The organism is Thermodesulfobium sp. (assembly GCF_053498235.1).
In genome coordinates, this window is the sequence record NZ_JBRCUV010000038.1 from 1 (window position 1) to 21204 (window position 21204).

Consider the following 21204-nt stretch of genomic DNA (forward strand, 5'->3'; position numbering starts at 1 on the left):
CTCTACAACAACTCTAAATGCTATAATAAATTAACTTATTTTAAAATATTATATCATAATAGTTAAAATTTAATAGGAGGATATCTATTTTTAATTTTTCTAAAAGAAGTTCACCCATCAAGATTATACCTCTAGGTGGAATTGAAGAAATTGGTAGAAACATGACGCTTATTGAAAGTGAAAGATCGCTTATCATACTTGATTGTGGAATAAAATTTCCCGATCCGAGTTTTGAATCTTCCCTTTTAACAGCCGATTTCCAATATGTAATTGATAAATGGAATAAAGTAAAGGCACTTTTTATTACACACGGACACGAAGACCACATTGGAGCGATCCCTTTTTTATTAAAAAAAATAAATATACCTATTTATGGTACAAAGTTGACTCTAGGAATGGTTAGAGCAAAATTAAAAGACTACAAAATATCTTCAAAAGATATTGTATTTCATGAAATCAATTCAAATGAGATTATCTTTGTTGACGATATGTTTGTAGAGTCATTTCATGTCAATCACAGTATTCCTGATGGAGTTGGATATGCAATTCATACTCCACACGGAACAATAATTCATTCTGGAGATTTCAAATTCGATCAAACTCCCATTGATAAAAAAATCACAGAATACAATAAATTAGTTTCAATTAGCTCAAAGGGCATTGACCTCTTAATGCTTGACATCACAAACGTAGAAAGAGAAGGCTTTACACCATCGGAAAAGGTAGTAGGAGAAAAGTTCTATGACGTTTTTAGGAAAGTGAATGGTAGGATTATCCTTACAACATTTGCTTCAAATATTCACAGAATACAACAGGCAATTAACGCCTCGATTGCTTTTAACAGGAAGTTTTGTATACTCGGAAAAAGTATGGTAAACACTGTCTTGATTGCAAAAGAATTGGGTTATTTATCTTTCCCAGAAGAATATCTTTTAAAACAACACGAACTAAAAAATCATCCACTCGAAAAAACTGTTATAATCACAACTGGTAGCCAGGGAGAACCGCTTTCAGTCTTAACGAGAATAGCTAACAATAACCACAAAGATGTTAAGATCTTCCCGAACGATACTGTAATTATTTCAGCATCGCCAATTCCAGGTAACGAAACCTTAGTTAACAAGACAATAAATAAACTCTTTAAACTAGGAGCTGAAGTTTTATATGAACCAAATTATAAAGTACACGTGTCGGGTCATGGTTCAAAAGAAGATATAAAACTTCTCATAAATTTAGTAAAACCAAAAAATTTATTACCCTTTCACGGTGAATTTAGACATATGAAACACTTTTCTGACTTAGCACAAAACCTCAATTATTCAACAGAAAATATTATATTAGCAAAAAATGGTACAGTAGTTGAATTAAACAATGGAGAAGTTAAGATAGTTGACGAAATTCCCATTAGAAATATGATTGCAAGTGGTTCAGAGATAATTGAATTCAATAAGAGTTCTTTTTTAGAAAGGAAGAGAATTTCCGAAGATGGATTAATTTTAATATCTCTAATCTTTGATTCAGAAAAATTCAAAATATTAAATTCGCCGAAAATAAAAACAATAGGTTTAAATAGCCATGAAAATATGCTTCAAAAGGAAATAGAATCAGCTATATACTCTTTCTTTTTAAAAAGTCAAAAGATAGAAAACACTGAAAAACTTGAAGACAAAATTTCTAACTCAATAAAAGATCTTGTGTTCGCCCAGTATAGGAAATATCCTGCCGTCTTTGTCCACGCTATGTCGCTTAATGAACGATAAATAAATATAGAAAATAATTAATTTATTTGAATTGATTTCATTGGAAAAGCTTTTTACCAAACTTTATTAAAGCTTTAGCTTCGTGTATGCTTTTCCCCTCAGCATAAATCCTAACTACTGGTTCGGTTCCTGATGGCCTTATCAAAAGCCAGCTTTCATCTTCTAAAATGTATTTAATTCCGTCAATCGTAGAAATCTTATATACTGTCTTATCGTTGATTTTCTTTTTTGGATTTTCGATTAGATCTTTGATTTTCTTTTTTACTTCGTCAACTGATGTTTCTAATTTTAGATCATACCTGTCATATTCAAAAAAGCCTACTTTGTCATATATTTCATCAAGCTGTTCCATCAAAGATTTTTTCGTCATAACAACTGATTCTATTAAATACAGAGAAGATAAAAAGCCGTCTCTATCAGGAATATGCCCACGAAAACCAAATCCACCGCTTTCTTCTCCCCCCATTAAAACGTTTGCTTCGCTTATCATTTTAGAACAAATATATTTAAAACCAACAGGTAAAATTTCACAGTCTATACTGTATAATTTACTTAGTTTATCAATTAACACGCTCACAGCAAAATTCTTTAAAACTTTTCCTCTCAATTTTCTGTTTTCAATCAGATGGTGGAGCAACAATGCATAAGTTTGCTGAGAAGTAAAAACAGTACCCAAAGTATCACAAGATGCTACCCTATCCCCATCACCATCAAGAGCCGTACCTAAATTTAGGGAATTAGAAAAAACTGTATACGAAAGAGGGCCTAAAAGTTGAGGGATTGGTTCTGGTCTTGATCCCTTAAAGTATGGATCCTTCTCATTCCTTACGGGAAATACTTCTACATTAAGTTCTGAAAGAAGTTTTGTTAAATACCCTGAGCCAGCACCGTTCATGCAATCCACTGCAACTCTAATATTTGCTTCCTTAATAGCGTTTGTATCAACAAATTTTAGCAAAGAGTTTTTATAATTTTCGAAAAGGTTACGAACTCTAATTTTCTTTTTTTCTTTGCTAAAATTATAATTTTTTATTTTTTCAAGATTAAACTCAACTTTGGAAGTAAATTCCTCAGAAGCCGAACCGCCAAAACTTTGTTTTATTTTAAAACCATTGTAATTATAAGGATTGTGACTTGCAGTTATCATTATCCCAACAGCACATCCAATATCTTTAACAGAAAATGCAAGTGTGGGCGTTGGTATAAAATTATCAGAAATTATTACATCAAACCCAACACTTGATAAAACTTCGGCAACATGCATAGCAAACTCTTCAGAAAAAAATCTCGTATCATAGCCAATAACACAAGTCTTATTTGATGGGTTCTCTTCTTCTAAGGTAATAGCCAATGCAAGAGAAACTTTCTCAAGATTTTCAAAGGTGTATCCCTCAGCAATTTTTGCTCTCCAACCATCAGTGCCAAATTTTATATTCATTTGCTACCCCTCTATACCTTAGGATGTGAAATTTAAAGAATACTTAATAATATTATTATTAATTATAATACACATTAATTATTAAAAAACATTAAATAAGAAATATTGGCTCTAGCATAGCTTCCAACCAAAAACTCACCTTTTGCGTATAAAATAGAAGAAAAACCGCCATCCAAAAGCATGGCATCCTTTAAGTTTAGATTTTTTAATGCTTTTGCAAGTTCGTTTAAAGTACATCCTGGATACGAAACAGCAAAAACATAAATATTAGAAGACGCATCAATCCCTAAACCTGTTCTCATACGATCGCCAATCTTTATGTCGCTTGCTATGTATTCCTCTTTGCATGATTGAAAGACAACGTCTTGACCATTTAATAAAAGCATCGGCCCACCAGAAATATAAAAGTCAACATTACTACTTATTTCAGGTTCAATGCTTACTTTAATTCTGTCTGAGGGCTCAAGGTTGTTTAATATATCCAAATCATGATTAGCTAACAATATATATTCTCCGGGGGATGGTATTGCACTTCTCGTATATAAATATTCAAATGTTCCATCTTTATTTATTCTTAATAGAATGCCAGAAGTAGGCGTTACCGGCCTAGAGTAGCCGTTTGTGTATAATATATTTTCATAGTAGTTTTGGGGTCTATTTAAACCATCAAGATATAAAACCTTACACCTGGATGCCGAAGTGCAGACATCAAGTCTTACCTTGTATTTTAAATAGTTTATACTTGCCATATTATTCTTGTAATAATAAAAAGTTGCCCTTTTGTCACCCATATAGGATAGGGGCTCACCGTGCATGTATAAGGCACCTAAAAGCTTGTTGGAATAAAAAAATGTACCATTTATTAATATAAATGGATTATAGTAATTAATAACATCTCTTGCCTCAATAGGATATTCGCTATGATATGGTACCAATCTAACTTCTTTTGGATTAAATTTAAATACATACAAATGTGCCTGATTTATATCATATTTGCTAAATGTATAAGCATTACAAGAATTTGAAGAAAAAAATAACAAAAAACATAGGGAAATTATACAAAAGAAGGATTTTGAATATTTGATCAAGACAAAACCTCTTTAGAAATGGATGCACCGAGATTCTTTAGTTTAAACTCCAAATTTTCATAACCACGATTTAAATGAGAAAGTCCAAAAACTCTCGTTTCTCCTTCAGCTACTAACCCTGCAATTACAAGCGCAGCACCTGCCCTTAAATCAAGAGCCCTTACTGGCGCACCAGATAAGTGATCAACTCCAACAACAACTGCAGTTCTTCCATCTATTCTAATATCTGCTCCCAACCTATTAAGCTCCTCTGCATGTAAGTATCTATTTTCGAATACCATCTCTGTTATAACTGAGGTACCGTCACCAACTGATAAAAGTGCCATAAATTGAGCTTGCATGTCTGTGGGAAAGCCAGGATGTGGAGAAGTTTTTATAGTTACTGGTTTTGGCCTAGACTTACATCTAACTCTTATACCGTTTTTTTCAGGTAATACTTCAATACCCGCTTCGGTCATCTTTTCTATGACTGATTCTAAAAAGTCACAACTTATTTTCTCTAAGAAGATATCACCTTTCGTAATTGCTCCAGCAAGCATCAAAGTACCAGCTTCAATACGATCAGGAATTATCGTGTAGTTATCAATAGAATGAAGAGATCTTACCCCTTCAATTTCTATAGTTCTTGAACCAGCCCCTTTAATTTTTGCACCACATAGATTTAAGAAATCAGAAAGACCCACTATTTCTGGTTCTTTTGCAGCATTATCAATAACCGTCATTCCCTCAGCAAAGACAGATGCCATAATTAAATTTTCAGTTGCACCAACACTAGGATAAGGCAAATAAATATTTGCACCCTTTAATTTTTCACATTCCAAATTTACAAATCCGTGCTCAATTGACCTTTTTGCACCTAGCATTTCAAAACCTTTCAGGTGTATATCTACTGGTCTTGAACCGATAGCACAACCTCCTGGAAGAGCCACCTTTGCTTTACCAAATCTTGCTAATAGTGCTCCTGCTACTAAAAAGGATGCCCTCATAGCTATAACTGGCTCTAAGGGGGGTTCATAACTCGATACATTTGAAGGATCAATTAATACTTGTGAGTTGCCCTTAAATTCGACTCTTCCTCCAAGACTAGAAATTATTTTGGCCATTGTATCTACGTCCAACAAATATGGGACGTTCGACAAAAAAACAGGTGAATTAAATAATAGAGTCGCCGCCATAACAGGCAGCGACCCATTTTTAGAACCACTAACTTTTACAGAACCAAATAAAGATTTACCACCGAAGATCTTATAGTATTGCTTTGGGAAATTCCCATTACAATTGTTTATTTCTAAAATACTCCTTAAGCACCTCTTTTCCTACTTCCGCTTCTTCTGTTCAACAACTCAATTGCCTTAAGCCTTGCAAGAGCTCTAGCAAGTGCAGCCTCTGCTCTTTTAACATCAACCTCTTCTGTCTTCATGGTTAACCTTGCTCTAGCTCTTTTCTCAGCTTCTTTCGCCCTCAGTTCGTCTATATCTACAGCAAGCTCCGCAGCATCAGACAAAACCAAGATCTTATTATCTTTAACTTCGAGAATTCCCCCAATAGCAGCAACTACCTCCCTGTCGGAATTCTCTTTAACAAATTCTAACACATCTACCTTCAAAGTAGTAACAAGGGGTGCATGTCTAGGCATAATACCAAGTGAACCTTCTTCTCCCATTGCTGAGACAAAAGTTACTTCCTCGTCAACAACAACGCCTTCCGGGGTTAAAATCAACAGTCTCATTTAATTCACCCCTAACTAGCTTGTGATGCTTGCATAGACGCTGCCTTCTCACGAGCTTCTTCAATTGTTCCAACCATATAAAATGCTTGTTCTGGTAATTCATCACAATTCCCATCAAGGATCTCTTTAAAGCCTCTAATAGTATCTTCACGCTTTACATACTTACCATTCATCCCTGTAAACGCTTCTGCAACGAAGAACGGTTGAGATAAAAATCTCTGAATCTTTCTTGCTCTAGCAACTGTCAGTTTATCATCCTCTGAAAGCTCTTCCATTCCAAGAATAGCAATGATATCTTGAAGATCTTTATACTTTTGCAATACCTTTTGAACTCCACGGGCTACTTGATAGTGTTCCTCACCAACTACCCTCGGATCAAGTATACGGGATGTTGAATCGAGGGGATCCACAGCAGGATAAATTCCAAGCTCCGCTAGAGGCCTTGACAAAACAACAGTACCATCAAGGTGAGCAAACGTTGTTGCGGGTGCCGGGTCAGTCAAGTCATCAGCTGGCACATAAACAGCTTGAACAGATGTAATTGAACCATCCTTTGTAGTTACAATACGTTCTTGCAAGCTTCCAACGTCTGTACCCAAAGTAGGCTGATAACCTACAGCAGAAGGTAGCCTTCCTAAAAGCGTGGATACCTCGGAAGCAGCTTGAACAAATCTAAATATGTTGTCTATGAATAACAAAACGTCTGCCTTATCTACATCCCTAAAGTATTCTGCCATTGTAAGCCCAGTTATTCCAACTCTCATACGAGCGCCAGGTAACTCATTCATCTGTCCAAAAACCATTACAGTTTTATCAATAACGCCAGATGCCTTCATTTCGTGATAAAGGTCGTTACCTTCACGTGTCCTCTCTCCAACACCTGCAAAAACAGATTTCCCACCATGTTCTGCTGCAATATTCCTAATTAACTCCATCAAGATAACTGTCTTGCCAACCCCTGCGCCACCAAACAAGCCTATTTTACCACCCCTTGGAAATGGTACTAAAAGGTCTATTACTTTAATACCTGTTTCCAGCTGTTGAGGTACAGGGTTGATATCCTTAAGGCTTGGAGGGGCCTTATGCAGCGGTGAGAAGTTCTTCGCTTCAACCTTTGGACCATCGTCAACTGTATCTCCCAAAACGTTGAATATCCTACCAAGAGTCTCATTACCTACAGGAATCATAATTGGAGCACCTGTATCAATAACTTCTGTTCCCCTCACTAGACCATCAGTAGAAGACATTGCAATAGCTCTTACCCTATTATCTCCTAATTGCTGCATCACTTCTAAGGTAATATTAAATTCCTGTCCATATTGGTTCTTCCCCTGTATTTTAAGGGCATTCAAAAGTGCGGGTATCTTTCCCGGCTCAAATTCTATATCCACTACTGTTCCTAAAATTTGTACAACCTTACCAACGTTCGCCAATGTCCACCTCCTAAGAACCGAGAGCTGTAGTGGTTCCTACAATTTCACTCAGCTCACGGGTAATTATTGCTTGACGCGCTTTATTGAAAGCAAGCGTAAGTTGCCTAATTAGATCTTGTGCATTCTCTGATGCTTGAGACATAGCTTGCATTCTTGCAGCCTGCTCTGCAGCTGCAGTTTCAAGAATTACTCTTAAAATCTCTGCCATTAAACCTCTTTCCAAAAGGTATGAAGCTACCACATCTTCCTCTGGCTCAAAAATATAAGTTGCTTTAGGTTCTGACTTCTCTTGAATATGGAGTAATGGCAATACCTCTTCCTCAACAATTGAATATTTAGCCATTGATTTATAGTTATAGTAAAGGACTTTTAGAGCGTCTATGGTCCCATCAGAAAAGTACTTTGTAATTTCAGACGCTATCAATGAAGCTTCTGCTTGAGTTGGGGGTTGAGGTAATTTAGTAAAGCTAGCAATTACCACTGGAAATCTTCGTTCGAGGAATTGCTTAGCCTTTCTACCTACAGCAAAAAGTCTGACTTCTTTGCCTTCGGATTTATATTTTTGATAAAGCTTAAGAGTTTCCTTGAGAATGTTTGCATTAAAAGATCCACAAAGCCCCCTGTCAGAAGTCACAACAAGGATACCTACAGTTTTAACTTCCCTTTTTTCCAAAAGTGGATGCTTAAAACCAGCAATTTCGCTTGAAAGCCTCTTTGTCAGCTCAAACATCTCTCTTGAATAATCTTTAACTTTTTTAACTCTCTCTTCAGCTTTTCTTGCCTTAACCGCAGCTACTGATTTCATTGCTTTAGTAATTTTTTGAATATTTTGAACAGCCTTTATCTTTCTCTTTACATCATTAGGGCGCATTTTATTTACCGCCTACAAAAAGTGCTTTAAATTCTTTAATTGTTTTTTCAAGTTTTTCTTCGGTTTCCTTTGAAATTACTTTTTCCTTTGTTATTGCTTCAATTATGTCCTGATTATGAGCTTCAATATAAGATAGGAGTTCCTTTTCAAATCTTTGGATATCCTCGGTATTAATATCATCTAGGAATCCACGAACCCCTGAGAAAATTGAACAAACTTCCTTCCAAAGGGGGAAGGTTAAGTATTGAGGCTGTTTCAAAAGCTCTACAAGTTTCTCTCCACGAGTCAAAACCTGTTTTGTAGCTGGGTCAAGATCAGAAGCAAACTGAGCAAATGCAGCCAGTTCACGATATTGTGCTAACTCAAGTCTTAGTCTTCCTGCAACTTGCTTCATTGCTTTTGTCTGAGCTGAACCACCTACACGAGATACAGAAAGACCTACGTTTATAGCAGGCCTGATACCAGCGTAGAAAAGTTCCGGCTCAAGGTATATTTGACCATCGGTAATTGAAATAACGTTAGTTGGAATATAGGCCGTAACGTCTCCTGCTTGAGTTTCAATAATAGGTAGAGCGGTTAAGCTACCACCTCCATAGTTTTTATTGAGTTTTGCAGCTCTTTCAAGAAGTCTAGAATGCAAATAAAAAACGTCGCCAGGATAAGCTTCACGCCCTGGTGGTCTTCTTAAAAGCAGCGAAACCTGCCTGTAAGCCCAAGCATGCTTCGAAAGGTCGTCGTAAACTATTAACGCATCTTTACCTTGCTCCATAAACTCCTCGCCCATGGCACAACCGCTAAATGGGGCAATATACTGAAGAGCTGCTGCATCAGAAGCATTTGCTACTACAACAATCGTATAGTCCATTGCTCCGTTATCTTCTAGTGTCTTGATAATAGTCGCAACAGTTGAAGCCTTTTGACCAATTGCGACATAAATACATATCATATCCTGACCCTTTTGATTGAGGATCGTGTCAACACATATTGCAGTCTTACCAGTCTGTCTATCACCAATTATAAGCTCTCTCTGGCCCCTACCAATAGGAATCATACCATCAATAGCCTTAATACCTGTTTGCACGGGTTGGTTTACCGATTGTCTGGTGATAACACCTGGTGCAACCCTTTCTATAACTCTAAACTTCTTTGCATTTATGGGTCCTTTTCCATCAAGTGGTCTTCCTAAGGCATCGACCACCCTACCTATCAATTCTGGCCCGACAGGAACTGAAATAACCCTTCCTGTTGATTTAACTGTATCCCCCTCATTTAATTTCGAGTCATCACCTAAAATAATTGCGCCAACAGAATCCTCTTCAAGGTTGAATACTATACCATAAACATCATTCGGAAATTCTAAGAGCTCAGACATCATGGCATCTTTCAATCCCCAAATCCTAGCTACCCCGTCACCAACAGATATAATCGTACCAACCAATGCAGACTCTGGCTCAGCTTTTATATTAGATAACTGCTTTTTTATTACATCAGTAATTTCCTCAGCCCTTATCTTCAAAAAAACAACACCTCCCTTCAATTAGCTAAAAGAAGTCTCTTGGCTTTTTCCAAGGAACCCCTGATACTTGCATCAATAAGATAGTCTCCAATTTTCGCCCTAAAACCGCCTATAATCTTTTCGTTGACGGACTCAACAATTTCTACAGTCTTGGCGTTAAACTTTTTCTTGAAATATTCTACAAAATCCGACTTTAACTCATCAGTTAAGGGAATAGCTACTTCAAGATTGGCAATAATTTTTCCACTTTCTTCATTTAGAGTTTCTTCCAATGACTGTAATACAAAAGAAAGCAAAGAAAATCTATTTTTATCAATAAGAAATTCGAGGAAAGTAAAAATATCGCTTGAAATCTTGTCCTTTAAAGGTTTTATAAATTCCTTCTTTGTTTCAAGATCTAAAACTGGATTTAACATCACCTTGTCAAGTCCTGTCTCTCTAAAACTCTTAAGTATAGTCTTTGTTTCGTCAACAACTTCTTGCAGGTTTCTTTTATTTTCCTTGAGAATAGACAAAAAAGCCCTCGCATATCTCTTTGCTAGCACGTAATTACTGCTCATTTTAATTCTTTCCTATTTTTTCTAGATATTCTTTTACAAATTTTGATTGTTCTTTTTTATCCAATTCTTTCTCAAGGAGTTTCTCTGCAAGAGAAATAGTGAGATTAACAACTTCAACCTTTAGCTCTGCAATAACCTCTGCCTTAGCTCTATCAACATCTTTTGCAGCACTATCAATAATCTTTTGTGATTCTTCTTTAGCTTTTTGTATTATATCTTTTTTCACTTCTTCAGCATAGGCTCTTGCCTCTTCAACAATCTTTGCAGAACGAGCTCGTGTCTCCTCAAGCTCTTTTTTCGATTCTTGCAAGAGTTTTTCTGCCTCTTCTCTTTCCTTTCGAGCTTGTTCTATTGCCCCTGCAATAGCCTTTTCCCTTTCTTTAAGAGCATTATTTATTGGCGGAACAACAAACTTTGCAAATAAAAAGAAGAATATTAAGAAAGAGACAATAGTCCAAAACTCTAAACCAAATTCAAAGTTCATCATTTTTTTAGCTCTCCCTCAAAAGAATGAAATACTAGTGCTTAGGAGCAGCAAACAGAAGGATCATAGACACAACAAAGCCGTAAAGAACCTGAGCTTCGATAAAGACCAATACCAAAATCATATAGGTACGAAGCGGTCCAAGAAGTTCTGGCTGTCTTGCAAGAGCAGTTAAAAAGTATCCACCCAAAATACCCATTCCTGCACCACCACCTGCAGCAGCAAATCCAATAGCAACACCTGCACCTAATTGAGCCAAACCAAGATTTATGCTTACTACATCCATCTAAAAACACCTCCAGAATTTTTTATAAAATTTTTATAAATTTAAAAAATAAATGATTAATGTTCAGGAGCAACAGCACCAGCAATATACATAGCAGTCAAAACGGCAAAAATTACTGCCTGTAAGAACTTGACAAATACTTCTAAAAAGTACATGCCGATTGATGCCAAAAAAGGTAATGCTCCTAAAATAAAACCTCCCACAAAAGCACCTGTTGCCATTAAACATAGATAAACAAAAACACCAATAATAATGTGACCAGCAGTCATATTCGCAAACAACCTGACAGCTAATGAAAGTGGTCTTGCAAGATGGCTAAATATTTCTATAACGAAAACAACAGGTACAAGCACAGCTGGAAGACCAGGGACAACAATACTTTTTAGATATCCAATCAAACCGTTCCTAAAAACTCCCAGGACGTTATAAAGGATAAACACAAATATAGCTAGACTAGCTGTTGTATTGATATTACTTGTTGGAGTATAAGTTCCAGGAATAATCCCTATAAAATTCGAAGCAAAAATGAAGAAAAACATAGATGCTATGAGCGGGAAGAATCTATCCACGTCTTTTCCATGCATAAAACTCTCTACAAGGTCCTTCCTAACAAAGTCGACAAGAACTTCAAACGCTGTAACCAATCTATTAGAGGGTATTACCGTCATGTTTCTGCTGCAATAAAACAAGTACAGAAGCATAATAACAGATGCTATCCACATCCACAAAACTGCTTGAGTAATACTAAGGTCAAAACCTGCAATGTTTATTGGTATAATCTTGTGCAACATAAATTCTTCAGCAATGTGCAACTCTTTTCACCCCCTTTCATTCTGATTTAAAATTTGTTTTAAAATTATCCACAAACCAGAAAAAACGCCTAATAAAAGGCCAAACAAAAAACCTATCAACCCAAAACCTAATTTCTCCTGCAAAAACCACCCTAATAATAACCCTCCTAATGTTGTACCTAAAACGTTAAAACCTAATTGCACAATATGTAGGGGCAAGTTCATACCATCTTTTATTTTTTTTATTTCTTTCACCCCTAACTAAAAAAATCATTTATAGATTAATAGATTTTTCTTATCATGTCAATAATAAAGTCTTTCCTTAAATTGACTAATTCGAAAATTATTTAATAGATATTTTAGTTTCACTAGCTTGACATGTCACTACCTTTGTCAGAAAAGTCTTAATTTTTTAAATAAAAAAAGCTTATACAAATAAAAAATTTATCGTGAAATTAACAGAAAAAATCAAATACTCTGAATAAATTATATTTTTAAAAAAGTTGATGGTATTATTTTTATAATATTTTAAAATAATTTCTTGAAATGGAGGAAAGAAAAAAATGGACCAAAATGTAAAATGGCACGGTGAGGTATTAGGTAAAAGAGCAGTAGAGGCTCTAAGAAAAAATAATTTTAACGCAGACTTTTTTAATACTAAAGAAGAGCTGATAAAAAAACTTCTAGAAATTATCCCAGAAAAGGATACTATCGGAGTTGGTGGTTCAACAACTGTACAAAGTCTTGGAATACTAGAAATATTATCTAAAAGAGGTAATATAATTTTAGATCACAACAAACCAGGTTTATCCCCTGAAGATGTCTTAGAACTAAGGAAAAAGCAACTTACTTGCGATACATTTATAGCTGGGTCTAATGCAATAACGCTTGATGGCAAAATTATAAATACTGATGGAGTGGGAAACAGAGTTGCTTCTATGATATTTGGCCCTAAACAAGTAATATTGATATCTGGCATAAACAAAATAGTAAAGGATGAAGAAGAAGCAAGAAAAAGAATTAGAACTATTGCAGCGCCAATCAACAATAAAAGGCTCAATAAACCAAATCCATGCACCGTAACTGGAGAGTGTATGGACTGCCAAGGTCCTACAAGAATATGTAATATCACCACTATTTTAATGAAAAGACCATCCCTTACCCCCTTTAGCGTTTTTATTATCAACGAACAATTAGGTTTCTAAAGATAGGGTATCTTCATAATTATATTTAAATTCCTCAGGTCTTTCCTGACTAAATTTAAAAAAGTATTCCAGTGATTTTAAAATTCTAAAAGAGGCTCTCCCGTCACCATAAGGGTTGAGCTTCTTTTTCATTGAAAGATAAAAGGTTTTATCGCTCAAGAGTCTTGCAGCAGTGTTGTATATTTTTTCGCCTTCAGTTCCGCTTAAAATAACCGCATTTGCTCTGAGCGCCTCAGGTCTTTCTGTAGTTTTTCTCATAACAACCACGGGCACTCCAAGAGATGGAGCTTCTTCTTGAACACCACCAGAATCAGTAAGTATAAGGTAAGAATTTTTCATAACGTGAATAAACGCTTCATAATCAAGAGGTTCGAGTAAAGACACCCTTGAATTGTTGCCAAGAATATTTTGAGCGTCAAATCTTATCTTTGGGTTCATGTGTACAGGAAAAATCACATGTACATCATCAAAGTTTTCAACTAATCTTTTTATTGCTTGAAATATATTTTTCATTTCTTCCCAATTTTCTCTTCTGTGAGCAGTTACCAATATCTTTCTTAAATGAGAATTCATTATTGAATTCAAAGTTGGTGGAAAACAATAATCCTTTTTGGACACATAAAGCAAGGAATCTATAACAGTATTACCCGTAATATAAATAGCTTCCTTTTTGACGTTTTCCTTAATCAAGTTATTAAAGGATGTAACAGTGGGTGCAAAATGTAAGTCCGCAAGACAAGTAGTCATCTTTCTATTAATTTCTTCGGGATACGGATTATATTTATCATAAGTTCTCAAACCTGCTTCCACGTGTCCAACTGGTATTTTGTAATAAAAAGCAGCTAAAGCACCTACATAGGTGGTTGTTGTATCTCCTTGCACAAGAACAATATTGGGATTAACTCTCTTTATAATATTGCATAAACCTTCAAGAGCCCTAATAGTTATTCCTTCAAGACTCTGACCTGGCTTCATTATATCAAGATCAAAATCTGGCTCAATATCAAAAATCTTCAAAACTTGGTCGAGCATTTCCCTGTGTTGTGCAGTAACAACTACAACAGGATCAAAGTATTTTGAGTCTTTCAATTCCAAAAAAAGGGGCGCCATTTTAATGGCCTCAGGTCTAGTTCCAAAAATTAACAATGCTTTATGCACCTTTTCTCACTCCAATAACAATATATTCAAGTAAAAACAAAAACAAATATCCAAATATCAAAAATGAGGCAGTAAATAAGAAATATTCTTGAGGCAAAAAGACAAAAAAGAAAACTAAAGACCCTGCTACAGTAATTCCCCTAAATAAAAAGTTAATCTTCCTTACACTCCATCCCTTTTCTAAAAGCATGTGATGGAAGTGCCCTTTGTCTGGTGAGAAAATTGATTTCCCTGATATAGATCTCCTTATGATTGCCCAAAGGGTGTCTGCTACTGGAATTATTAGCATAATTACAATTGAAAATAATGTTACCAATGTAAGACCTTTCATAAATCCAGAAATGGAAAGCAAGCCAATTATAAAGCCCACAGTTAATGACCCACTATCTCCCATAAATATCCTGGCAGGATTTATATTGAAAACAAAAAAGCCTATCATAGAAAATAATAGCATTAACGAAATCAAAAAAACGAAATCTCTATCTAAAACGTATGAAACTATTGACATAGATAAGAGTATTAAAATAGCAACTCCTGATGCCAACCCATCCATACCATCAACTAAATTAAGCGCATTAGATAAGCCTACTAACCAAAAAATTGTTAAAAATAATGACATGCCCCCAAAAAAAAGATAGCCCACAAAAGGAAAATAAATAAAATCTATATGAAACCCTAAATTAAAGGCTATATAAGAAGCAAAGATTTGAGCTGCCAATTTCACAATAGGATTAATTCCAAAGAGATCATCGTATAATCCAAGAAAAAAAATTGGTAAAACGCAAATTAAAAAATCTGCAATTTCAAATCCTTTAACTAAAAATGAATATAAAATTAATGTGATTACAAAAGGAATAAAAAAACCAACTCCACCAAGTCGAGATGTTAATTCACTATGAATTTTTCTCTTATCTGGTCTATCATAAATTTTTAATTTCTCGGATAAAAAAATTACAAACTTTGTATTCAGTAGTGAAAAGAAGAAGGAAAACAAACATATTAGAGATAACAAATTGAACTACACCTCTTTGTCATTAGGAATAAATTTTATAAGATCTACTTTAGCTTCTTTAAGCAACTCTAAAGCAAAGGTATCAGGATAATCTCCTTGATAAATTATTTTAACAATACCTGCTTGAATCAGCATTTTTGCACAAGTTATGCAAGGTTGATTTGTAACGTATATAGTAGAACCCATTAAACTAACTCCATACATAGCGCCTTGGATGATCGCATTTTGCTCAGCATGTAACCCCCTACATAGTTCCTGACGTTCTCCAGAAGGTATATTCATTTTGTCCCTCAGACAACCAATGTCAAGACAGTGTAAAAGTCCTGATGGAGCACCATTGTAGCCAGTTGACAATATTCTTTTATCCTTCACAATAACAGCTCCTACTTTTCTTCTTATACAAGTTGAACGCGTAGCAACAAGATAAGCAATTTTCATAAAATAAGAATCCCAATCAGGTCTCACTTCTTTTTTCCTCTTTCCTTTAAATATCTTTCAGCTATTATTTGAGCAGAAATATCATCAAGTGGTTTGTCCGCATAACCAATCAATTTATAAAAAAAACCTTTCAATCCTTTTAATGAGTTTAAATATCTCCATTTGGCTTCCACAGAACTATTTTTTTCAGATATTATTACGATTTCTAAGTTTGGATTAATTTCTCCTATGAATTCCACAATTCTTTTGTGTCCAGTTCCACTTCCTACAACAATGGTCTCAATTTTATAATCATTTAAAAGTTTTAAAAGTTCATTTCTAAAATCATTAAGCAATATTATGCCCTTTAAAAAAACACTATTCTTTTCATCTAAAATTGCATAACCAACTTTATGACTTCCGGCATCAATTCCTAAAATCAAATTTATAAACCTCACTTTTAGAATGCTACATGTTTATGATAAAATAGTTTTGAATATTTGACTACTAAATATATCATAAATGTTTTCAAATTTGCCCTGTCTAGGCACTGCGAGATGGCAATAAACAGTGCTTGGATAGTGGATTTATTATTTAAAGGAGGATTATATGTTAGACAAAGAGCTCAAGAAAAAGGTAATAGAAGAGTTTGGTTTACACGAAAACGACACTGGATCAGCAGAAGTACAAGTGGCAATATTAACTTATCGCATCGAAAAACTTGCAGAACATCTAAAAGAGCACAAAAAAGATCTTCATTCAAAACGGGGTCTTTTAAAGATGGTAAATCAAAGAAAAAAGCTATTAACCTACATAAAAAATAAAGACGTAAATAGATATAGAAAGCTGATCGGTAAACTTGGTCTTAGAGAAACTGCATAATGGATGAAGTGCTTAGTGTTACCAAAGAAATAGCAGATAGTATAACAATTAGCATAGAAACAGGACTTTTAGCAAAGCAGGCAAATGGCTCAGTTACAGTAAGATCGGGAGATACTATTGTATTCAGCGCAGCAACTATGTCTAGAGAAACTAGAAATGATATTGATTTTATGCCTCTAGTAGTTGATTTTGATGAAAAGATGTACGCTGCAGGAAAATTTCCAGGCGGCTTTTTTAAAAGAGAAGGAAGACCAAGTGAAAGGGCTATTCTTTACAGTAGAATTATAGATAGATCTATTAGGCCTCTATTTCCAAAGGGATTGAGAAATGACGTTTGTATCTCTTCCTTTCCTCTTTCAATAGATAATAATTTCCCGGCGGATGTACTTGCCATTATTGCTTCCAGTGCAGCCTTATGCATTTCAGATATTCCTTTTGATGGACCTGTAGGTGCCGTTAGAGTAGGTAGAATTAACAAAGAATTTATTTTAAATCCCACAATCGATCAGATCGAACAAAGCGACGTTGACATTGTAGTTGTTGGTAAAGAGGATAATATCTTAATGATAGAGGGAGGTTTTAATGAAATCCCCGAAGATAAAATAATAGAGGCGATCAACTTTGCTATTCCTGCAATAATAAATATATGCAACCTCCAAAAAGAATTAATCTCAATGGTAAATCCAACCAAAAGTTCAGTCTATTTACAAGAACCTACAGAAGATATTGTTAGCGCAATAAATTCCATTTTAACTGACAAAATAACAGAAAAATTTCCCTTAAAGACAAAACAAGACTTTGAAAATTTAGAAAGGGAATTAAAAGAGGAAGTTATCTCTAATCTATCTGAAAAATTTGGTTTAGAATACGTAGAATCAAACATATTATTAATTAGCCAAGCTTTTCAAAATAGACTAAAAAAAATAATTAGAAATTACGTTATAAAAAACAAAAAAAGAGTAGATGGTCGAGGATTGGATGAAATTAGACCAATATCTATTCAAGTAGGTTTGTTACCAAGAACACACGGTTCAGCCCTTTTCACTAGAGGTCAAACGCAAGCTCTTAGTATTACAACGCTAGGTACACAAGAAGATTCACAAATAATAGATACACTCTATCAGTCGAGCAATGAAATTAGAAAAAGATACATGCATCATTATAACTTCCCAGGTTTTAGTGTAGGCGAGGCAAAACCATCAAGGGGGCCAGGTAGGAGAGAAATTGGACATGGTGCGTTAGCAGAAAAAGCCCTATTGCCTGTTTTACCAAAAGAATCAGATTTTCCATACACCATAAGGGTCGTTTCTGAAATACTTGAGTCAAATGGCTCTTCTTCTATGGCATCTACATGTGGTTCATCTCTTTCCCTTATGGATGCAGGTGTTCCAATCTCAAAACACGTTGGTGGGATAGCCATGGGACTTATATACGAAGGAGATGAAATTGTTGTACTATCAGACATCACAGGCTTAGAAGACGCGTTAGGAGATATGGACTTTAAGGTTACAGGTACAGTAGATGGGATTAGCGCTCTCCAATTAGATGTGAAAGTTTCAGGAATATCTGTCAGTGCTCTTTCAACAGCAATAAAAAAGGCAGGCGATGGTAGAAAAATAATTATAGAAAAGATGAATCAAGCTATATCTCGTCCAAGAGAAATGCTTTCAAATTATGCTCCCAGAATAGAAATGATCCAGATAAATCCTGAAAAGATAAGCGATATAATAGGGCAAGGAGGAAAAATAATAAAAAAAATCATAGAAGACACGGGCTCAAAAATCAGTATTGAACAAGACGGCAAAATTTTTATAGCTTCTACATCCAAAGAAGGGTTAAAAAAGACTATCGAAATCATACAAAATATAGTCAAGCCAATAGTTCCTGGACAAGTTTATATTGGTAAGGTAACTAAGATATTTAACTTCGGAGCTCTAGTTGAAATATCTCCAGGAAAAGAGGGTTTAGTGCATATTTCAGAACTTTCAAAAACAAGAGTAAAGAACGTTGAAGATGTTTTAAAATTAGGTGACGAGGTAGCGGTAAAGGTTCTCGATCTTGAAAGTAATGGCAAAATAAACCTAAGTATTAAGGCTCTCTCAGAAGATTTTTCAGATTTGAAAAAGGATAAATATTCAAAAAAGCAAAAGGGAACAAACAAATAACTAAAATGGGTTTAAATAACAATAACATCTATTCTGAAATTTTAAACAGGTTTCAGTCGCTTTATCCTGAAATAAAAAGCAATCTAAACTTTAGCAACCCTTTTGAATTCTACGTTGCTATTGTTCTTGCTGCCCAATGCACAGATGAAAGAGTAAATTTAGTAACAAAAGATTTATTTAAGCGTATAAAAAACTTCGAAGATTTAAGAAAAATTCCTTTAGAAGATTTAGAAAATTTAATTCATCCAACGGGCTTTTATCATAACAAGGCTAAAGCTCTTAAGGAGGGGGCAAAATTTGTAATTGAAAACTTTAATTCAAATCTGCCAAGTAATTTCGATGACTTAATAAAGATCCCAGGCCTTGGAAGAAAATCGGCTTATGCAATTTTAGGCTATATATTCAACAAAAGTTCTATAATTGTTGATACGCATGTAAAAAGGATTGCTTTTCGCTTGGGTCTTGTAAACAAAAGCGATCCGCTTATCGTTGAAAAAGAGATAGCTAAAAATGTTGAAGAAAAAAATTGGTTTAGATTTTCTTATGCCTTAAATCAATATGGAAGAGCAATATGTACTGCAAAAAATCCTAAATGTTCGAATTGTATTTTAAACGATATCTGTCCAAAGGTTGGAGTTTCAAAAGAAAAATGAAATATAAAATTGACTTGCACGTTCATACTAATTTTTCAAGAGATTCGAATATTACTATTGAAGAACTACGAAATAAATCTTTATTACACGGTATAAATGTAGTTGCTATAACAGATCACAACACCATAAAGGGAGCCTTAATTGCGAAAAACGAAATAAAAGAAATTAAAATAATTGTAGGTGAGGAAATTCTAACTAAAGAAGGTGAAATAATCGGACTCTTTCTAGATAGTGAAATAGAACCTTTTTTAAGTGCCTCTGAAACTATAAAACAAATTAGAGAACAAAGGGGTCTTGTATATATTCCTCATCCTTTTTCCTTCTTTAGAAATGCTATAAAAAATTCTGCCAAAGTTTCTCTAATAGATGAATTTGATATAATTGAATCGTTTAATGCTAAGTCATTACCTTATGAAAATTTTCTCGCTGAAGAGTTTGCGGCAAAGAACAGAAAGATAGTCGCAGCTGGAAGTGATGCGCATTCAATAGAAGGGTTTGGCAAAACTTATTCTTATGTCGAAACAGAATCAGAAATTTCGAGAGAAAATCTGGTAGAAATTTTAAGTAAAGCTAAAATTGTAGGAAAATATTTTTTTATAGAAAATATTTTTTATAAAATATCAGCAAGTTTTCAAAAAAGAAAGGAGTTATAAAATGCAAGAAATAAGAGTTGCAATAGTCGGGGTTGGAAATTGCGCCTCTTCTCTCGTACAAGGGGTTGAATTTTACAAAAATTCAACGAAAAAACCTATTGGTTTAATTCATGACAAGATAGGACCATATAAGTTAGAAAATATTCGTTTTGTAGCCGCTTTTGACATTGATGAAAGAAAGGTTGGTAAAGATCTTTCGGAAGCTATATTTGCATCACCAAATAACACTATTAAACTTCACGACGTCCCAAATTTAGGCGTAACAGTCATGAGAGGACATACCAACGATGGCATAGGTAAATACGCAGCAAAGGCAATCATAGAATCAAAATCCGAACCAGTTGATGTAGTTAGAGTTTTAAAAGAATCAAAAGCAGATATTCTAATAAACTACTTGCCTGTAGGAAGCCAAAAAGCTACAGAATTCTATATGGACTGTGCGCTAGAAGCAAATCTTGGCGTAATTAACGCAATTCCAGTATTTATAGCAAGCAATAAAGAGTGGGCAAAAAAATTCAAAGATAAAAATTTACCGATAATCGGCGATGACATCAAATCTCAACTTGGAGCTACAATTTTACACAGAGCTCTTACACAGATTTGCCTTGATAGAGGACTTGAAATAGAGAGAACGTTTCAACTTAACGTAGGGGGAAATTTAGATTTCTTAAACATGCTTGAAAGAGAAAGGTTAGAATCAAAAAAAATTAGTAAAACGAATGCAGTAAACTCTTTAATGCCAGAACCGATGTCAGAAGAGAATATTCATATTGGTCCCTCAGACTATATTCCATGGTTACACGATAGAAAGTGGGCATATATAAGAATGGAATGTAAGGCTTTCGGGGAGGTTCCTTTGAATATAGAATGTAAGTTAGAAGTGTGGGATTCTCCAAATTCAGCTGGAATAATAGTTGATGCAGTAAGGTTAGCGAAATTAGCAAAAGACAGAAAGTTGGGAGGGCCAATAATTAGCGCATGTGCATATCTGATGAAGAGTCCTCCTGTACAATATCCAGACACACAAGCAAGGGCAATGCTTGAAGATTTCATAAAGGGAGAATAAGCTGTCTTTAGTTAAAAAACTAATAAGAAAAGTAATA

General features: G+C 34.7%; 23 protein-coding genes. 7 read left to right on the forward strand and 16 right to left on the reverse strand.

Annotation, left to right across the window (positions count from 1 at the left end):
* Positions 1-125 precede the first annotated feature (125 nt).
* Positions 126-1760, forward strand: a complete 1635-nt coding sequence (locus tag ACWIUX_RS05135) for a ribonuclease J (RefSeq protein ID WP_448589743.1) — start codon at positions 126-128, stop codon at positions 1758-1760.
* A gap of 37 nt (positions 1761-1797) precedes the next feature.
* Here the strand turns inward: ACWIUX_RS05135 and ACWIUX_RS05140 are convergent, their stop codons facing one another.
* The 12 genes from ACWIUX_RS05140 to ACWIUX_RS05195 all read right to left on the reverse strand — a co-directional run bounded on the left by ACWIUX_RS05140 (position 1798) and on the right by ACWIUX_RS05195 (position 12211).
* Entirely contained in the window at positions 1798-3198 is a 1401-nt protein-coding gene (locus ACWIUX_RS05140; protein WP_448589656.1) for a phosphoglucomutase/phosphomannomutase family protein, read from the reverse strand.
* Between the two features lie 74 nt (positions 3199-3272).
* Positions 3273-4286, reverse strand: a complete 1014-nt coding sequence (locus ACWIUX_RS05145; protein WP_448589657.1) for a phosphodiester glycosidase family protein — start codon at positions 4284-4286, stop codon at positions 3273-3275.
* A complete protein-coding gene (gene murA / locus ACWIUX_RS05150) occupies positions 4283-5530 on the reverse strand; it encodes a UDP-N-acetylglucosamine 1-carboxyvinyltransferase (protein ID WP_448589744.1) in 1248 nt (415 codons plus the stop codon). The genes ACWIUX_RS05145 and murA overlap by 4 nt, the downstream gene beginning before the upstream one ends.
* 56 nt (positions 5531-5586) lie before the next feature.
* Positions 5587-6015 carry an ATP synthase F1 subunit epsilon gene (atpC, locus tag ACWIUX_RS05155; RefSeq protein ID WP_448589658.1) on the reverse strand — a complete coding sequence of 143 codons (429 nt, stop codon included), beginning with the start codon at positions 6013-6015 and terminating at the stop codon, positions 5587-5589.
* Positions 6016-6026: 11 nt separating this feature from the next.
* Positions 6027-7448: a F0F1 ATP synthase subunit beta gene (gene atpD, locus ACWIUX_RS05160; RefSeq protein WP_448589659.1), complete on the reverse strand. Its 1422-nt coding sequence runs from the start codon at positions 7446-7448 to the stop codon at positions 6027-6029.
* Between the two features lie 10 nt (positions 7449-7458).
* Positions 7459-8319 (reverse strand): ATP synthase F1 subunit gamma, encoded by an 861-nt coding sequence (gene atpG / locus ACWIUX_RS05165; RefSeq protein WP_448589660.1) that lies wholly within the window; start codon positions 8317-8319, stop codon positions 7459-7461.
* Position 8320: 1 nt separating this feature from the next.
* The gene (gene atpA / locus ACWIUX_RS05170) at positions 8321-9835 is read right to left on the reverse strand and encodes a F0F1 ATP synthase subunit alpha (protein ID WP_448589661.1); all 1515 of its coding nucleotides are present in this window, start codon (positions 9833-9835) and stop codon (positions 8321-8323) included.
* A 17-nt stretch (positions 9836-9852) separates the two neighbouring features.
* Complete coding sequence (gene atpH, locus ACWIUX_RS05175) at positions 9853-10395, reverse strand: ATP synthase F1 subunit delta (protein ID WP_448589662.1); 543 nt, start codon at positions 10393-10395, stop codon at positions 9853-9855.
* 1 nt (position 10396) lies between these two features.
* On the reverse strand, positions 10397-10882 hold the full coding sequence (atpF, locus tag ACWIUX_RS05180) for a F0F1 ATP synthase subunit B (RefSeq protein ID WP_448589663.1): 486 nt from the start codon (positions 10880-10882) through the stop codon (positions 10397-10399).
* Positions 10883-10913: 31 nt separating this feature from the next.
* Entirely contained in the window at positions 10914-11165 is a 252-nt protein-coding gene (gene atpE / locus ACWIUX_RS05185) for an ATP synthase F0 subunit C (protein ID WP_448589664.1), read from the reverse strand.
* 56 nt (positions 11166-11221) lie between these two features.
* The gene (gene atpB / locus ACWIUX_RS05190; protein WP_448589665.1) at positions 11222-11977 is read right to left on the reverse strand and encodes a F0F1 ATP synthase subunit A; all 756 of its coding nucleotides are present in this window, start codon (positions 11975-11977) and stop codon (positions 11222-11224) included.
* Between the two features lie 6 nt (positions 11978-11983).
* The gene (locus tag ACWIUX_RS05195) at positions 11984-12211 is read right to left on the reverse strand and encodes an AtpZ/AtpI family protein (protein ID WP_448589666.1); all 228 of its coding nucleotides are present in this window, start codon (positions 12209-12211) and stop codon (positions 11984-11986) included.
* Positions 12212-12519: 308 nt separating this feature from the next.
* On the opposite strand from ACWIUX_RS05195, the gene ACWIUX_RS05200 reads away from it, so the two are divergent.
* A complete protein-coding gene (locus ACWIUX_RS05200; protein ID WP_448589667.1) occupies positions 12520-13161 on the forward strand; it encodes a lactate utilization protein in 642 nt (213 codons plus the stop codon).
* On the opposite strand, the gene wecB is transcribed toward ACWIUX_RS05200, so the two are convergent.
* Genes wecB through ruvX form a run of 4 tightly spaced genes read right to left on the reverse strand, consistent with a single transcriptional unit; the run spans position 13150 to position 16191 of the window.
* Entirely contained in the window at positions 13150-14319 is a 1170-nt protein-coding gene (gene wecB, locus ACWIUX_RS05205) for a non-hydrolyzing UDP-N-acetylglucosamine 2-epimerase (RefSeq protein WP_448589668.1), read from the reverse strand. The genes ACWIUX_RS05200 and wecB overlap by 12 nt on opposite strands.
* Positions 14312-15331 (reverse strand): glycosyltransferase family 4 protein, encoded by a 1020-nt coding sequence (locus tag ACWIUX_RS05210; protein WP_448589669.1) that lies wholly within the window; start codon positions 15329-15331, stop codon positions 14312-14314. The genes wecB and ACWIUX_RS05210 overlap by 8 nt, the downstream gene beginning before the upstream one ends.
* Positions 15332-15337: 6 nt before the next feature.
* The gene (locus ACWIUX_RS05215) at positions 15338-15796 is read right to left on the reverse strand and encodes a deoxycytidylate deaminase (protein WP_448589670.1); all 459 of its coding nucleotides are present in this window, start codon (positions 15794-15796) and stop codon (positions 15338-15340) included.
* Positions 15793-16191, reverse strand: a complete 399-nt coding sequence (ruvX, locus tag ACWIUX_RS05220; RefSeq protein WP_448589671.1) for a Holliday junction resolvase RuvX — start codon at positions 16189-16191, stop codon at positions 15793-15795. Before ruvX ends, ACWIUX_RS05215 begins: the two co-directional genes overlap by 4 nt.
* A gap of 166 nt (positions 16192-16357) precedes the next feature.
* Between ruvX and rpsO the strand changes: the two genes are divergently transcribed.
* From rpsO to ACWIUX_RS05245, 5 genes are read left to right on the forward strand one after another with little or no spacing between them, the layout of a single operon-like run.
* Entirely contained in the window at positions 16358-16630 is a 273-nt protein-coding gene (gene rpsO, locus ACWIUX_RS05225) for a 30S ribosomal protein S15 (RefSeq protein WP_448589672.1), read from the forward strand.
* Positions 16630-18795, forward strand: coding sequence for a polyribonucleotide nucleotidyltransferase (locus tag ACWIUX_RS05230; RefSeq protein ID WP_448589673.1), 2166 nt, complete (start codon positions 16630-16632; stop codon positions 18793-18795). Before rpsO ends, ACWIUX_RS05230 begins: the two co-directional genes overlap by 1 nt.
* A 5-nt stretch (positions 18796-18800) precedes the next feature.
* Positions 18801-19448 carry an endonuclease III domain-containing protein gene (locus tag ACWIUX_RS05235; protein WP_448589674.1) on the forward strand — a complete coding sequence of 216 codons (648 nt, stop codon included), beginning with the start codon at positions 18801-18803 and terminating at the stop codon, positions 19446-19448.
* Positions 19445-20101 (forward strand): PHP domain-containing protein, encoded by a 657-nt coding sequence (locus ACWIUX_RS05240; protein ID WP_448589675.1) that lies wholly within the window; start codon positions 19445-19447, stop codon positions 20099-20101. Before ACWIUX_RS05235 ends, ACWIUX_RS05240 begins: the two co-directional genes overlap by 4 nt.
* Position 20102: 1 nt before the next feature.
* Positions 20103-21167 carry an inositol-3-phosphate synthase gene (locus ACWIUX_RS05245; protein WP_448589676.1) on the forward strand — a complete coding sequence of 355 codons (1065 nt, stop codon included), beginning with the start codon at positions 20103-20105 and terminating at the stop codon, positions 21165-21167.
* The last annotated feature ends 37 nt before the right edge of the window (positions 21168-21204 follow it).